Genomic DNA, 15,754 nt, shown 5'->3' on the forward strand with positions numbered 1-15,754 from the left:
ATGACACAAGAAGCAGATGTACTATTATATGGAATCGGACAATTGTTAACGATGGATCGCAGCGACGGTCCGGTAAAAGGCGAGAATATGAGCAAGCTCGATGTTTTGGAAGATGGAGCTGTTGCAATCAAAGACGGCAAGGTCCTTTCTATTGGAAAAACGCACAACTTGAAACATATGGAGGCAGAAGAAAAAATCGACTGCAAAGGAAAACTAGTGACACCAGGACTCGTCGAGCCGCATACGCATCTCGTTTTCGGCGGCTCGCGTGAACACGAAATGGCATTGAAACAGCAAGGCGTCCCCTACCTTGATATTTTAAAACAGGGCGGAGGGATACTTTCGACCGTCCAATCCACGCGTGAAACGCCAGAGGAAGAGCTTCTCGAAAAAGCGAGATTTCACCTCAACCGGATGATGTCCTATGGGATTACAACAATGGAAGCAAAAAGCGGATACGGACTTGACTACGAAACAGAAATGAAACAAATGCGGGTGGCGAAACAACTTCAGGAGGAACACAAACTTGATATGGTTTTGACCTTCCTTGGGGCCCATGCGATTCCTGAAAATTATAAAGGCAACCCTGATGCTTTTTTAAATGAAATGATAGCGATGCTTCCTGAGATTAAAGAAAAGAACCTCGCTCAATTTGTTGATATCTTCTGTGAAACGGGGGTTTTCAGCGTTGAGCAGTCCCGTGAATTTTTACTAAAAGCAAAAGAGGCCGGGTTTGACGTCAAAATTCATGCTGACGAAATTGATCCTCTCGGAGGAGCAGAAATGGCTGCGGAGGTCGGGGCGATATCAGCCGATCACCTCGTCGGTACAAGTGACAAAGGCATGCGAATGCTGGCGGAAAACAACGTGATTGCTACATTGCTTCCCGGAACCTCGTTTTACCTTGGGAAAGAAAAGCACGCAAGAGCGAGAAACATGATAGAAGCAGGTGCATCAGTTGCACTTTCGACCGATTTCAATCCGGGCAGTTCCGTAACCGAAAACTTGCAATTCATTATGAATCTGGCTGCCTTAAACTTGAAAATGACGCCTGAAGAAATTTGGCATGCGGTGACGGTAAATGCTGCTCACGCAATCGGACGTGGGGATCAAGCAGGTAGAATTGCTGTGGACAGGGCGGCTGACATCGTCATATGGGATGCGCCTAACTACTTATATATTCCTTATCACTATGGTGTGAATCATGTGAACACGGTGTTTAAAAATGGGGAAAAGGTGGTTGAAAAAGGTGGGTGATTTCCCCCATTTATATCCTGCGGGAAAAGCGACGTTCAAAGATAGTGGAGTGACAAAGGCACACGAACTCCTCGTGCCATGGAAGGGTTTTGGTATTCTTGGTGCTCCGCTTTCCAATCCGTCTATTAGTCATTCTGGTGCGTCGAGTGCACCAGGGGCCATTCGGTCTGCTTTTTCTTCCTATACCACCTATGCCATTGAGGACAAATCAGTCGATATGGACGTATTGGATCAGGCATTTGCACCGGGGGACCGGGAGGCATGGACAGTGAAACACTTCTGCAAGCGGCTGCATTTCTTGGAAGCGAAAAAATGGTAGAAGCCATTGATAGAGTTTGAAATTGATCCTGCTATTGATTTTCGCAATATGACAAGCCGGTTGCAGCGCATGTAGTATTACAATTTTTGAAGGGGGAACATTGATGGAATGGGTTGTTATTATTTCAGTGCTTGTCCTCGTAATGTTAAGTTTACTGAGGGTGAACGTCATTTTAGCTCTAATTGTAGCTGCTGAGGTAGCGGGTCTTCTGGCCGGCCTTTCCTTAACAGAGACAACGGAGCTTATGATTTCCGGTATGGGCGGCTTAGCCGACACTGCATTAAGCTATATTTTACTGGGGATTTTCGCTGTCATGGTCGGGTTCTCAGGAATCATAGGTTTCTTGGTGAAAAGACTTGTGAAACTAATGAGTGGAAAGCGTTCGATCCTTTTACTAGTGATTGCAGGAGCAGCGTGTTTATCTCAGAATGTCATACCTGTACATATTGCGTTTATTCCCATACTCATTCCACCGTTACTGCACCTGTTTGATAAGATGAAGGTGGACCGCCGTGGTGTAGCGGCAGCGTTAACTTTTGGTCTTAAAGCACCTTATTTAACGATACCAGCAGGGTTTGGTTTGATTTTTCAGGGGATCATCGTAAGTGAAATGTCGGCTAACGGCATGGATGTAGCTCTTTCAACTGTGACGAAAGCGATGATCTTTCCCGGTATTAGTATGGTAATAGGCCTGCTATTCGCCATATTTATTACCTACAGAAAAGACAGGGAACCTGGTGCCATGAGCAATTTCACATCTGCAGAAATGGAGAGTGCGGCATCAGCGGAACACGAACACCTTGTATTTTCAAAACATCATTTCCTTACATTGATCGCCATTGCCGCCGCCCTCGTTGTTCAATTAATTACGGAGTCCCTTGTTTTGGGGGCGCTTACAGGTATTATTTGTATGTTTGTGCTTGTCGTTGTGCCGTTTAGAGACGGAGAACGTTTTGTAAACGAAGGCATTCAGATGATGGGTATGATTGCGTTCGTCATGCTGATTGCTTCCGGTTATGCAAAAGTATTGACAGATACAGGGGCAATCAAAGGACTTGTTACTTCGGCCTCCGAACTTTTGGGTACCAGCCACCTTGTTATTGCGTTTGTAATGTTGCTTGTTGGGCTATTGGTCACCATAGGGATCGGCTCTTCATTCGGAACCATTCCAATTATTGCTGCCTTGTACGTGCCGATTTGTTTAGAAGTCGGCTTTTCACCGATGGCTACTGCTGCTTTGATTGGGACGGCGGCAGGATTAGGGGATGCAGGATCACCGGCTTCCGATAGTACGTTAGGACCTACCTCCGGGTTAAATGCGGATGGAAAGCACCATCATATTTGGGATACATGTGTTCCGACATTCATGCATTACAACATCCCGCTGTTTATATTTGGTGTGTTGGCTGCAGTGGTGCTTTAATAAATTCACGGTAGATTAAGTGTTTTTTAAATCAAGAAGAGGGGAGTAGGTTGGCCAATGGAAAAATATATATTATGGAACGGAGACATCATTGACTCTAAGGAAAAGGACGGACTGATCTCATTCGATGACCGTGGCTATCAATTTGGTGACGGAGTGTATGAAGTCATTCGTATATATAAGGGTGCCTTGCATTTGCTTGATTTACACCTGGATCGTTTATTTCGTTCGATGAAGGAATTAAACATTACGCCTCCGATTTCGAGAGAACAATTTATTGATGAACTGGGGAAGCTCATCGGGCATAATCAATTTGACCAGGACGGCAACCTGTATGTGCAAGTGACACGCGGACTTCAGCCGCGAGCTCACATTTATAACCCGGGATCAAAGGCGGTCTACTATGCAAAAATCGACCACTTCCAAAAGCCTGTGGAAATACTCCAGAACGGTGTGAGCGTTACGGTGCAGGAGGATATTCGCTGGTTGCGCTGTGACATTAAATCTCTGAATTTACTCCCGAATATTATGGCTATGACGAATGCCTATCATAACGGTTTCTATGAACCCCTTTTTGTCCGTGATGGCATTGTTCGCGAATGTGGAGCTTCTAATTTCTTTTTAGTGAAAGATGGTAAGGTCATCACACATCCAGCTAACCACTTCATCTTAAATGGGATCACAAGATTGCACGTTCTGCGTTTAGCGAAAGAATTAAACCTCCCCGTGGAAGAACGTGAAATCGACCGAAATGAACTATATACCGCAGACGAGTGTTTTTTGACGGCCACCCCGCTTGAGGTTGTTCCCATTACCCACATTGATGAACACAAGGTGAACGGGGGAGAAGTCGGGAGAATAACCAGAAAACTTCAGAAACGGTATGAACAAAGCATTTCCAACGACTTATATACATTTTAATTATAGTTTTTCGGAGGATTCCAGCCAATCGAGAGCTAAGGCTTGAGTCCTTCCTTTCCCCACATGACTCCTTACGCGGAGGTGGAATCAAGTATTAACGGGAGTAGAACTACCGAAGAAGAGCCTTAACCCCTCTTTTCATGTTTGAACTGCGTTGAAGAAGTTTCTTATATCGACTGAATTGTTCATAACAGGCTTTCAAATATTGATATTTTACTCAGAATGTGCCTATATATTTCCATTCCCATCTTGCAGGAGCACGTGATTTTAATAACTCCCACCTTTATATACATCTGCCCGGACCCCATATTGCAATAGCTGGCTCGACTCCGGGCAATTTTTTCGTCCTTGTATTCGTGTTACCGTGCATTGGTTTTTTGTAGCTTTGAAATAAAGTTTGATCATTTTCTTCCTACGTTGTTCCACAATCGCGCCCGTTAGTGGTATTAAAAAAACAAATAAGAAGCCACAGGATCATTTAACCTGTGGCTGATTTACAAAGGTGTTTAGTCTGTGACAGCCCCTTTCGAAGCTGAAGATACATGCTTGGCATATTTGGAGAGAATACCTCGCTTTGCCTTCAATTCCGGCTCCCGCCAATTTTGCCTACGTTGCTCAAGTTCTTCATCGGAAACATTAAAGCTGATTTCAAGCTTTTCAGCATCGATTGTAACCATATCGCCTTCTTCGAGTAATGCCATGGGGCCACCAACTTGCGCTTCAGGAGATGCATGCCCGACAACAAGACCATGAGAGCCCCCAGAGAAACGCCCATCTGTCAACAGGCAGACCGATTCGCCAAGGCCCTTGCCTACAAGAATTGAGGAGGCCGAAAGCATTTCCGGCATACCAGGTGCCCCTTTGGGTCCAGCATAACGGATAACAAGGACATCGCCAGGTTTAATTTCATTATTTAATATGGCATTCGTTGCTTCTTCCTCTTTATCGAAGACGCGAGCTGGCCCCGTGATGTGAGTAACACTCAATCCAGAAATTTTTGCGACTGCCCCCTCAGGTGCAAGGTTGCCTTTTAAAATGACAAGGGGACCTGTGGCATGTTTGGGATTATCAAAATCGATGATCTCCTGGTCGTCAAAAAGAGACGGTTGATCGGCGAGATTCTCGGAGATGGTTTTACCGGTCACAGTCAGGCAATCTCCATGAAGCAAGCCTTTATCGAGTAACAACTTCATGACTGCGGGCACCCCGCCTATATCGTGTAGATCCGCCATAACATACTTGCCGCTCGGACGAAGGTCTGCAATATGTGGCACACGCTTGCGGGCATATTCAAAGTCATCTAGACTTAGATCAACATCAATAGTGTGTGCAATCGCCATCAAGTGCAGAATGGCATTTGTCGAGCCACCCAATGCCATGACGACAGTGATGGCATTTTGGAATGCTTTTTTCGTCATAATGTCTTTCGGATAAATGCCTTTCTCAAGCAGGTTATAGACAGCCTGTCCGGCTTTTCGGCTATCCCTAGACTTATCCGCTGAAACTGCAGGGTTAGAAGAACTGCCAGGCAGGCTCATCCCCATTGCCTCAACAGCGGAGGCCATTGTGTTTGCAGTAAACATCCCCCCGCAGGAACCCGCCCCGGGACAAGCAGCACATTCAATTTGATGCAATTCATCTTTGTCAATTTCACCATTGTTGTATTGCCCTACACCTTCAAATGCAGAAACAGCATCAAGATTTTTCCCGTGCAATTTCCCAGGCAAAATCGTGCCACCATAGACAAACACCGATGGTAGGTTCAAACGAGCAATCCCCATCATACAGCCAGGAATGTTTTTATCACAACCACCAATAGCAACAACAGCATCAAGATTTTCAGCACCGACAACGGATTCAATTGAATCGGCTATAAGATCTCGACTTGGAAGGGAATAACGCATTCCATCCGTACCCATGGAAATCCCATCAGAAACTGTTATTGTATTAAAAATGAGCGGTGCTCCCCCAGCCTCACTAATTCCTCGTTTGGAATCGCGAGCAAGATCCCCAATATGTATATTACATGGGGTAACCTCGCTCCATGTGCTTGCGACACCAATCATTGGTTTTTTGAAATCCTCGTCTTGAAACCCAAGAGCGCGAAGATAGGCTCGGTTCGGTGTACGGTTTTCACTCTCACTAATTGCTTTGCTTCGAATTCGCAGGTCTTGTTTTTCTTCTGTAGATTCTTTCCTCTCCCGACTCATAATGATAGCCTCCTATAATAAAAGACACCGATAAATGGTTTACTCATCTCTTCTTCTTCCACCCCTGCCCGCAATAAACTGCGGTGCCTCGTTTTACTATTCAAATGAACCATCTCGATTTTATTTAATAAATGCATACAGTTCGTGCATGGGCCGGATAATGTTTTGTTTCATCCTCACGGCCGCTTCTTCCGCGTTTTGTTGCTGTAAAGCATTGATGAGGGAATTATGTTCTTCGACAGACGCCTTCGTTGCGTGCCACTTTTCTTTTAAGAACACATACTTGAATCTGCGAATGTGAATTTGCAGCGATGCGCTAAATGAAGCAACATATTCATTTTCAGAGAGTTCTACAATCAGGTTGTGGAACTGCTCATCGGTTTCCATGGCTTCGAACGTAAGTCCATTTTCGATCGCTTGCTCGAACTGTATATTCAGCTTTTTCAATTGATCAATGTGGTCTGACGAAACACGTTGGGCAGCGTAATCGGCTCCCAAAGCGTGAAGGGATGCCAGGGTTGGATACAATTTTAGAATGTCGTCTTTTTCAATTTGTTTCACCCGGGTTTCTTTGCCGGGATACATCGATACCAGCCCTTGTATTTCCAAGAGTTGTAATGCTTCCCTGATCGGCGTTCGGCTTACGGCAAGCGTTTCCGCAAGTTCTACGTCCATGATTTTCTCCCCGGGTTGAAGAGTGCCGTCAATGATCCATTTTTGAATTTGCGCGAATGCTCTTTCTTTTGCTGATGTTCGTGCCGGTAATGCAAAATTTTTGGGTACAGGCATGGTGACCTCCTTTTTTAAAATATATTATATGCAATATATCGCATACGGAATATTTTTTCAAGCGTTCTTAAAGAACTACTCAAATACGGTGCAACTTTTTTACAAACAGTTAAACTTTATTTTAAATCCACACGTACCAACATAAATACTGGTGGCTGAACTAGAAATCTTTTATTGTATTCATATCACTTCTCTACATATAATAAGAACAAAAGTTCCCGTGGCCATCTTTCATGATGCCAGAACACATAGAAATACTTAAAGAGATGTGGATAGAAGACAAACGGATAGAAAAGCCTGTCATGGATGAACAACAAATAGAGGAAAACAGCTTTGCATTGCAACGATCCATGGCTGACGGATTGACTGTAAAGGTTAAATATCATAATGGCTTTGATTTTAGTTACGCAGCTATCAAAGTCACGGACATGAATCCAAGTACCAAGAAAGTGAGAGGCATTGACCCAAAATCGAAAGAGGTCATCTATCTTTTATTTGAGGATATTGCCGAGGTTGATATTCTTTGATTCAGCATCTTCCAAGCACTCTGACTTGTAAGGGGAAAAGTCATAAAAAAGACTTACTATTTATTAAAATAATAAGTCTTTTTGTTTTGCTGGTTACTTTGCCTTCTCGTTAATACAGTTAAGGGGTTGCGAAGAGAGGATAAGAAAATTAAGTGGCCAAGATAATAGGAAATGTATCTTTGAGAAAAATCTTTTGATCTGCACTCACTTTTGCTGAGTAATAAAGCATACCGTCAACTTCTATGCGCTTTCCGTTTTGTATAGAGAAATGGTGTTGTCCCGTTCTCACTGTAAAAATCACATCTGCACGCTTATTTCCTTTTTCGTCAAGAACTAACCAAGTTAACGTATGAGAGTTGTCAGATATGTTGACCGGCTTAGCTATAAGTTTCGGGTCATCTTTAAACATAATCCCTTCAGCTAATGTTTTAAATTGCTGTATAATGTCCTCTCTCCAGTTTATAAAAACTCCAAATGTTTCTTCGTATAACATTAATTAATCCCTCTTTCTTCACGTATTTGATCAAGTGAATATTTAGCGTAATTATCCATTTTTATTAATTATTAGCAACACACTTTTCCTTACTTCGTATGTAAGCTTGAACTTCATGTACAGACAGACCTAACCTCTTTGCTTCTTTGTATGAGCTCGATCCACTCTGGATCTAATAAAGAAAGTTGTATTTCAATCGAAGACTTCTTCTCTCCTTATCTGGAAAAATATAGCTAATAATAGCACAAGGAAATAATCAAATTTTGTTGCTTTTTGTAAATCAATTAAAAAAATATATTATTTTACACTTGTTATTTGCTACTAGAACGTAAAAGCACTAGTACTAGTAAAAGTATTAGTGCTAGCAAAAGCATTAGCAACAGTAAATGCTAGCACTTGGATAGTGCTAGCAAAACAAAAAGGAAGTGATTTTAACATGCAAGTCTTTATTCTATACATTGGAGCTCATATCCTTGGAATGTTCATCCATATATAGTTGGATCCAAGATGACTTTCCCATTGTGAGGAATGTTCGTGTTAAATGACTTCCCCTAAAGACAGCAATTGCACTCCCTAACCAAAAAATCCAGGATGTGGTAATTTGACACACAATGGATTTTGTCTATCGTAGTGAGTTTAAAAAAGGTACCTTAAAACTAATACCACCGCAAGCAACTGATCGTACAGTTTTAATATAGAAAAAAGGAATGTGAGTCCTTCCTTTTTTCTTTCTGCTTATTTGAAAAGTTTGTTTTAGAGCATAATATACGCTTATTTACAAAGAATAATCATGATATAGCCTTAGGGGGTTAACATGATGAATCAAAATAAAATCTATTTAACTTCAGCTGAAATCGGTTCTCTTTGGACTTCGTATATGAATAGTAGTATGGCTACATGTATCTTAAAATTTATGCTCAAACACATAGAAGATACAGACATAAAACCTGCTGTTCAATTTTCCTATGATCTTTCATCGAGTCATTTGGATTTTTTGGTCCATCTTTTTGAACAAGAAAAGTATGCCATTCCTAACGGTTTTACTGAAAAGGACGTGAACATGGACGCTCCTTGGCTATTTTCTGACATTTTCTGTTTAACCTATGTGAATCATATGTCAAAAGTGGGCATGCTGTCATACAGTGGGTTTGTTGGTATGAGTGCAAGAGAGGATATTTGTGATTTCTATACCCAAGGGTTAATGGATATATCCACGCTCTATAATCAAACCAATAAAATTGCTAATTCAAAAGGGGTACATCCCAGACATCCTTATATTGAAGTTCCAAATGAATCGGATTATGTGGATAGTAAGAAGTATTTAAGTGGATTAAATCCCTTTACAAACAAAAGACCATTAAACGCTATTGAAATCGCTCACTTATATATGAATGTCTTAACCAATTCCGTGGGAGTAAAGTTGTGTTTGGCTTTTGCTCAAACCTCTCCATCTAAAGAAATTCAAGATTATATGTTACGCGGCAAAAAAATTTCTAATAAACATATCAATGCCTTTCATTCGATTTTGCTTGAAAATGATATTGCCACTCCTCGATTGCCGGATATCAGTGTAAGCCATTCGACGACTAAAACCTTTTCAGACAAGTTATTAATGTTTCATATGACTCTTTTAGCTTCGGCAGGGATCGGGAATTACGCCACGGCTGCTGCGGCCAGCCAACGAAGTGATTTAGTGGCTAATTATGAAAGGTTCTCCTTAGGAATCGCCCAATATGCCAAGGATGGGGCTGATATCATGATTAAAAACCATTGGCTTGAACAGCCACCTGGAACAAAAGACCGGGAGAAGCTAGCCAGAAAACAGACATAACACAAAAGAGGGAATACCATGACAAAGGAAAGGCAAATGGAGATAATCCTTTGGAGTATTGCTTTCCCTGGGTTTTTGTCAATTTTTAAATGGTCAGTTTCTCAAGGGACTGCTTTTCATTCTATTAGAAGTTGTCATCAATATTCAATACAACTTCAACCAAGTGATTATATACAGCTTTCAGGGGGATATTCAATCGGCGATTGAGTATACCAATTATCAATGGTTAATGTTTTATCCGTATATTTATATGTTTGCCATATGGGATGCCTATAAAGACGCTGGTGGTGCCTTTAGTGCTTATTTCCTCACTGTAGGATTGATCTATTCATCCAGATTGGAGCTATTTTTAAGATTTATTACGCTTGGTGACCGCCAATTTTAGTATTACTTTTAGGTATAATGTCTCCTCTAAAATTACTTCTTTGTATTTTCGGGTCTATGATCTGATTTTGTCTAGTCATGACTAGTCTTGTCTAAGCTATTTCAATTAAAACTAAATCCCTCCATAATAAATCTCATGTTATCTCAAGAAAACAGGAGGATTTTATATTTTGAAGAAGGCAGAAGAAAGGCTCTTGCAGGACATAAATAAAAAAAGACAGAAAATGATTAATTTAGCTTTACACAAGGGATTCACAAGTAAAGAGGCTGTTAAATGTAGTCAAGAGTTGGATCAGCTATTGAATTTATACAGGCCCATTTATCAAAATGTATATTATGGGCAGGCAAGCAGTTAAACACTACTACATAACCTGTTTACTTTTAAATTGCAACATAGACGCTCTGAGAAACAGTCACATTTAGAACTAAATCCAATTATTTTATATAGGAAAGGAGAAACCTATTTATGAAAAGTAGAGATGAATGGATAGAGAAAACGATAGACTCTCTTTTTGAATTATTACCTGACGAATCTGTCATGGGGGAACCATTCTGGACAATTATGGAGAAGGCTTCAAGTTATGAACAGGGTGTGAACGGTAATTATATTCGAATGGAGGGTAATGTTATCCCCTTATTTTTTTCTAAGAAAATGGCAATTGAGGCCTCTAAAAGGTTAAGAAAAGAAGGGGTAGTTAGGGGAGTTTCTCAAACCCATTTGAAACATCTTATTGCACTATCGGAGGAAAAAACAGGAGACATGAAACTCTGTTTAATATTATTGGAAGAAACAAAAGCGATGGTAGTAGAACCCAAGTTTCTAACTGATTATTTTTTGCTTGATCAGCATGAAAGCTTTCAAAATTCTGCCTATCCATTCAAGAGAAGAGCTTTAAAACAAACCCTCAAGGAAGAATATTGGGCTTTAAATCAAAAGTTTATCTAAACACTTAATCATGTAGCAGGTTTTTATCGATCACAAAACATAGATCCCCAAGAACTTTACCATCCTTTAAAAGACCCTAAACTCGGGTCTTTTGAAGGATGGTAGCATGGTTAATTGACCAATAGGTTTGTTAAATCAATAATTTTGTGAAAAGCTTTCTCTCTAGCTGTTATAGATAAATTTTCATCCTGAAATTGCGAAATCCAACTTTGAATTTCCTTAACAAGGCATAAATCATCCATATTGTTGAGTTGGTCCTCTTTTTCCTTCGAAAAATGAATTAGACTATCTCGCATAGGAATCCCCCTAGGAAAATCACTTCTGTTTATTTTATGCTTCATATCCCATAAGAATAAACATTCTTGGCTAGTCACCCAGCGTGTCGATGTTAAATTTTTTATTTATGTATTTTATGAAGGAAGTATTCCCGTTTTACAGATCTTGTAATTTTATGATATTTGGTTTCTCCTATTTTGTAAATATAGTTTCTGAAAATTAAGACTAAAGACCAGATTCCTGATAATTTAAATTGTTACAGTTCTTCCTTTTCTCCTGTTACTCAAGTTGTTCAATCTGAGTACACTCTGTACAGACAAATTGAAACACTGTAATATCAAGGTGTAAAGTGTACATTCAGGGGTGTTCAACCCGATTGAGATGAGCTGGAAAAGTGAATTAGATAAAGGAATTTACAGAAAAGTATTCTATAATTAAAGTTTGGCGATTATATAAGAATTTTAATTTTTAATGTAAAGAAACTTGGGTTTAAAAACACTTTATCTATAAAGAAGGTGCTTAATATAGATTATAAACGGATGGAGATACCAAGAATTGATCCTTCAATGTTTCGGATGGAAATCCCAAAGATTGATCCTTCAATGTTTCGGTTGGAAATCCCAAAGATTGACCCCTCAATGTTACGGATGGAGATACCAAGAGTTGATCCCTCAATGTTTCGATTGGAAAGCCCAAAAATTGATCCTTCATTATTTCAGGTGAAGATGCCGAGAATAAATTCCTCTTTTTTTGAAATGAAAAAAGTCGTGAATTCAATACCATCTTTTGATAACCTGGATTTTTCTTCTTTAGAGCACGACTTAGGTGAGACATTTGTTAAGGAGAGTACTAAAGACGAGCCATATAATGTGGTATCCAATAAAATATTTGTATTTATTTTACTGTTGCCCTATGCTTTCTTTTATTATGGAAATTCCATTAACTGGGATTTAACTTCTGCTTGGGGAGATGTTTTATTTGCTTGTTTACTCCATATGGCTGGAGAAGTAAAAAAGGATTATATGAAAAAAAGCGAAGAGTAATCCTATCTTCTAGTAGGGGTACCACCAGCAAAATGCGGAATTAATAAAAAATAGTAAAGGCATAATCGTAATATAGGATTGTGTAATTGAACTATTGTTTCTTTCTTGTTCCTAAATAACGGTAGAACGTAGCTCTTCCTATACCTGTGGCATTTAAAATTTCATTTATGCTATATTCTTTACTATCATACATGCGAAAGGCCATATCCAACTTGGATTGGTCTTTTTTTGGCCGTCCACCTTTTCGTCCCCGAGCTCTTGCAGCATCTAATCCTTTACTTTACTTGACGGTACTAATAACACGGGAACGAAGCAAAGATGGAATGTCCCTCGAAGATCAAGCTAGGCTGTTTGAACGTTTAAAAACAGAAAAGTTGAAAAAAGACTTTTTTGTTCTTTACCTAGATGAAAAAGCCATGGAAGATATGGAGGTTTTAATTGGACCAAGAGCAAATTACGTCCAAAAACTAATCATAGAAAGTATTTTCAATGGTTTGAATCCAACTACCTTAATAAAAGAAAGTAGTCTTAGGATACATTAAGTCTGGAACTTCAAGGCTTATAATTTTTACTCCTAATCCAGCTTCTTTTTGGGCTTTTCCTTATGCTTTCTATTTTTAACCTCGGTAAACAAGTTATCCGAGGCACCGGATTGAGCATTCGACGTATCATTTTGTGGTTTAGCCTGCCGGGCTTCAATCAACGATTTGAGCATTTGAATATCCTCCTTCGTCGCATAATCCTTATCAGGCTTCAGCATATACCCTAACTGCCCATTGGATTCTATGGTCGCCCATTGCAAATCAGAAAAATGCTTGATGTTCTGCTGTCGCATACGTACCTCAAGCATATCGACCGTTAAGCGCAATTTTTTTAAATTTGCTTCATTAATCTGGCCGTTTTCGACGACTAGAAGTGACTTTCCATAGATGAGGGTTTCCAAAGTATTTGATCTCAGAACCACATACTCAATCGATAGAAGAGTCAAGACCATGAGAAAGGTGATCGCCATGGTAATCCAGATGTTCCGGTCGCCAACCGGCTGAATAATCAAGGATCCAACCGCAATCATCATGACCGTCTGGGCTACCGTAAGCTGGGAGATGGACTTTCGGCCGGCTAACCGTAAAATAAGGACACCGCCAACCACCACGACAATGGCTTTCCATATGAAGTTAAAATCCATAAGCATCTACCTCCTTGGCCATCCATTTGGCTTTTTATTTTTCTCCACATTTTCTAGCGTTTTTCCCGGGGGAATACGATATAACCTGCTCTTAAGGCCGTAAATTTTTTGAGAAGACCATAGTCCGTGATGTCCTGAAAAAAGATAACTGACTAAACAGGCCACCAAAAAGAACTCCAGTCCTTTTCCGTCAAACATCTCCATCGCTAAAAGGAATGCGGCCAAAGGGGTGTTGGCCCCTGCACAAAAGGCCGAAATTAATCCTAGGGCTGCAAGAAAAGACAGGGGCAAGTCAACAAAGGCATGTAAAGCATTGCCCAGTGTGGCACCAATGAAAAATAAAGGAATTGCTTCCCCGCCAACAAATCCGCTGCCTAAAGTTACCGCCGTAAATACCAGCTTCGCCAGGAAGGCAAAGGGAGGAACGTCCTCCTGAAAAGATTGTTCAAGCATCTGTAATCCCCGGCCGTTATAATCTTGGGACCCCGCGAGGAGTGTGAGTCCTACAACAATCAGTCCTCCCACGAAGGCTCGTTTCACATGATTTTTATTAAAAAGTTTCTCAGAAATATTCTGGATTCCGTTCCTCAGCTGACAGTAGCATACGCTAACCAGGCTGAATATGACAGCTAATAGAATCACCTTCATAAAAGTAATCATCGATCCTTCCGGCACGCTCTGGAGGATGAATGATTCGTGCTCATGTCCCCATGCTGCCGTCGTTACATAGTGGCCGACGAAGCTTGCCGTCAGACAAGGAACAAATGCTTCCAATCTCAGTTTTCCTAATGCCGTCATTTCCATGCCAAATACAGCACCGGTGATGGGTGCCCCGAAGGCAGCTCCAAAGCCGGCGCTTATTCCGCTCATCAGCAGCGTTTTTCTGTCCAGTTTGTTTAACTTAAAGAATTTATTGACGGTAGCCGCTACACTGCCGCCCATCTGGATAGCTGCGCCTTCCCTGCCCGTTGATCCGCCAAACAGAACGGTTATAAAGGTACCGAGATAGACGATTCCCCCCATCCGCCGCGGCACTTCTTTTTTCCCATGAATGGAATCGATCACCAGATTATTTAATTCCGCCGTGTCATTTAAGGTGTTATTCAGAAACACCTTGCCGTAGTTCATATACACATATCCTATGAGAGCTCCTCCAAGGGGGAGGAAGTAGATGAGCCAATCTCTTTTTAACCGAACCTCATCTCCAAGAAAATCGTTCACTTCTAAAAGGAAAGTGGTTGCCGAGCCGACGATTAAACCAATTATGCTCCCGAAGAAGATCCATAATCCCAGAATTGAAAAGAAGTTTTTATACTTTAGAAGCATCCACCAATCACCTCATTTGCATCTAGTGGGAATGTCGGTTCTAGTTTTGCCTAATGGAATAGAATTATGAAAACATGGGTGGAATAAATGGGGGTTAGAGACTGCGATTTCGAAGATCTGGGCCAGGCATAGGATGACCGAGAAGGAATTGATTTAGCTATGCAGAAAGGATAGAAGTTTGGTCGTCCAAACGCACAAATTACCGATGCTTTTATGGAAGCTTATAATGGGGTAGCATCAGGAAAATGCGTATTTACAACGCTAAGCATATCAATTTCCCTTTACACATCCAACACCATGTTTTATCTGCTTTATCTCGAAAGTGAGTCTTCTACTTAAGGGCAGTTATCTGGAAGACTTGAATTTAAGATAATCACCAATTTTGAAACTAAACTGTATTGAATTCGTATGTATAATATTGAGGTTTTAAATAGAGGAACAAGGAAGGTAATTGAAATTCTATAATGGAGATGCTAAATCGTCTGTGAATAATGGAAATCAGCATAAACCAAAGAGGGGAATTGTAACACAAGGGCAATTGCTTGGTTCGTTCACAAGCGTTTTTAGACTTATATTATTTAAGGGTGTAGTAGTAAAACGTTTTAATCAGGAGGTATTAAAGTTTTTACTTGTAACTACTCAACTATCAATTTGGTAAGGTGTATTGCGTTGAGACAATAGAATTGTGAATGATTATAAAATTCTAAATCACTTAAAGTGTTATATTCACGATATATTTCCTGAATTTAATTTAATCCTATGTGTACTAATAAATGGAAAAATATGGTATATTAAACTTGTAAATTACATATAGGAGGAAGAT

Annotated in this window: 16 protein-coding genes and 2 pseudogenes; 11 read left to right on the plus strand and 7 right to left on the minus strand. The window is 40.5% G+C overall.

Annotated elements, in window-relative coordinates; genetic code table 11:
* From hutI to dat, 4 genes and pseudogenes are all read left to right on the plus strand, one after another.
* On the plus strand, positions 1-1,257 hold the full coding sequence (hutI, locus tag C1A12_RS03840; RefSeq protein WP_101842515.1) for an imidazolonepropionase: 1,257 nt from the start codon (positions 1-3) through the stop codon (positions 1,255-1,257).
* Between the two features lie 208 nt (positions 1,258-1,465).
* Positions 1,466-1,680 (plus strand): annotated as a pseudogene (locus C1A12_RS21625) (arginase family protein); the annotation flags it as partial.
* Positions 1,680-2,999 (plus strand): Na+/H+ antiporter family protein, encoded by a 1,320-nt coding sequence (locus C1A12_RS03850; protein ID WP_101842516.1) that lies wholly within the window; start codon positions 1,680-1,682, stop codon positions 2,997-2,999. The pseudogene C1A12_RS21625 and the gene C1A12_RS03850, both read left to right, overlap by 1 nt.
* 57 nt (positions 3,000-3,056) lie before the next feature.
* Positions 3,057-3,920 carry a D-amino-acid transaminase gene (gene dat, locus C1A12_RS03855; protein WP_101842517.1) on the plus strand — a complete coding sequence of 288 codons (864 nt, stop codon included), beginning with the start codon at positions 3,057-3,059 and terminating at the stop codon, positions 3,918-3,920.
* A gap of 506 nt (positions 3,921-4,426) precedes the next feature.
* Here the strand turns inward: dat and ilvD are convergent.
* Positions 4,427-6,130 carry a dihydroxy-acid dehydratase gene (gene ilvD, locus C1A12_RS03860; RefSeq protein WP_101842518.1) on the minus strand — a complete coding sequence of 568 codons (1,704 nt, stop codon included), beginning with the start codon at positions 6,128-6,130 and terminating at the stop codon, positions 4,427-4,429.
* A gap of 120 nt (positions 6,131-6,250) precedes the next feature.
* Positions 6,251-6,919 carry a GntR family transcriptional regulator gene (locus C1A12_RS03865; protein ID WP_101842519.1) on the minus strand — a complete coding sequence of 223 codons (669 nt, stop codon included), beginning with the start codon at positions 6,917-6,919 and terminating at the stop codon, positions 6,251-6,253.
* 233 nt (positions 6,920-7,152) lie between these two features.
* On the opposite strand from C1A12_RS03865, the gene C1A12_RS03870 reads away from it, so the two are divergent.
* On the plus strand, positions 7,153-7,446 hold the full coding sequence (locus tag C1A12_RS03870) for a YolD-like family protein (protein ID WP_101842520.1): 294 nt from the start codon (positions 7,153-7,155) through the stop codon (positions 7,444-7,446).
* Between the two features lie 148 nt (positions 7,447-7,594).
* Here C1A12_RS03870 and C1A12_RS03875 read toward each other — a convergent pair whose 3' ends face one another.
* Positions 7,595-7,939: a hypothetical protein gene (locus C1A12_RS03875; protein WP_101842521.1), complete on the minus strand. Its 345-nt coding sequence runs from the start codon at positions 7,937-7,939 to the stop codon at positions 7,595-7,597.
* An 817-nt stretch (positions 7,940-8,756) separates the two neighbouring features.
* On the opposite strand from C1A12_RS03875, the gene C1A12_RS03880 reads away from it, so the two are divergent.
* The 4 genes from C1A12_RS03880 (at position 8,757) to C1A12_RS03895 (ending at position 11,100) form a co-directional block, all read left to right on the plus strand.
* The gene (locus tag C1A12_RS03880; RefSeq protein ID WP_101842522.1) at positions 8,757-9,770 is read left to right on the plus strand and encodes a DUF3231 family protein; all 1,014 of its coding nucleotides are present in this window, start codon (positions 8,757-8,759) and stop codon (positions 9,768-9,770) included.
* A 58-nt stretch (positions 9,771-9,828) separates the two neighbouring features.
* Positions 9,829-10,155, plus strand: coding sequence for a hypothetical protein (locus tag C1A12_RS03885; protein ID WP_101842523.1), 327 nt, complete (start codon positions 9,829-9,831; stop codon positions 10,153-10,155).
* 169 nt (positions 10,156-10,324) lie between these two features.
* Positions 10,325-10,510 carry an aspartyl-phosphate phosphatase Spo0E family protein gene (locus C1A12_RS03890; RefSeq protein WP_235001529.1) on the plus strand — a complete coding sequence of 62 codons (186 nt, stop codon included), beginning with the start codon at positions 10,325-10,327 and terminating at the stop codon, positions 10,508-10,510.
* Between the two features lie 110 nt (positions 10,511-10,620).
* Complete coding sequence (locus C1A12_RS03895) at positions 10,621-11,100, plus strand: hypothetical protein (RefSeq protein ID WP_101842524.1); 480 nt, start codon at positions 10,621-10,623, stop codon at positions 11,098-11,100.
* A 110-nt stretch (positions 11,101-11,210) separates the two neighbouring features.
* Here the strand turns inward: C1A12_RS03895 and C1A12_RS03900 are convergent, their stop codons facing one another.
* A complete protein-coding gene (locus C1A12_RS03900) occupies positions 11,211-11,396 on the minus strand; it encodes a hypothetical protein (RefSeq protein ID WP_101842525.1) in 186 nt (61 codons plus the stop codon).
* Positions 11,397-11,915: 519 nt separating this feature from the next.
* On the opposite strand from C1A12_RS03900, the gene C1A12_RS03905 reads away from it, so the two are divergent.
* On the plus strand, positions 11,916-12,419 hold the full coding sequence (locus C1A12_RS03905; protein WP_145997029.1) for a hypothetical protein: 504 nt from the start codon (positions 11,916-11,918) through the stop codon (positions 12,417-12,419).
* Between the two features lie 91 nt (positions 12,420-12,510).
* Here C1A12_RS03905 and C1A12_RS21630 read toward each other — a convergent pair.
* A pseudogene (locus tag C1A12_RS21630) lies at positions 12,511-12,693 on the minus strand (helix-turn-helix domain-containing protein); the annotation flags it as partial.
* On the opposite strand from C1A12_RS21630, the gene C1A12_RS03915 reads away from it, so the two are divergent.
* Entirely contained in the window at positions 12,632-12,961 is a 330-nt protein-coding gene (locus C1A12_RS03915; RefSeq protein WP_101842527.1) for a hypothetical protein, read from the plus strand. The pseudogene C1A12_RS21630 and the gene C1A12_RS03915 sit on opposite strands and share 62 nt — an antisense overlap.
* Before the next feature lie 32 nt (positions 12,962-12,993).
* On the opposite strand, the gene C1A12_RS03920 is transcribed toward C1A12_RS03915, so the two are convergent.
* Complete coding sequence (locus C1A12_RS03920) at positions 12,994-13,605, minus strand: DUF421 domain-containing protein (protein ID WP_101842528.1); 612 nt, start codon at positions 13,603-13,605, stop codon at positions 12,994-12,996.
* Positions 13,606-13,611: 6 nt separating this feature from the next.
* Positions 13,612-14,931 (minus strand): chloride channel protein, encoded by a 1,320-nt coding sequence (locus tag C1A12_RS03925; RefSeq protein WP_101842529.1) that lies wholly within the window; start codon positions 14,929-14,931, stop codon positions 13,612-13,614.
* Positions 14,932-15,754 lie beyond the last annotated feature (823 nt).

The sequence above is a fragment of the Halobacillus sp. Marseille-P3879 genome, from assembly GCF_900240285.1.
In the GTDB taxonomy this organism is placed as follows: Bacteria; Bacillota; Bacilli; order Bacillales; family Halobacillaceae; genus Halobacillus_A.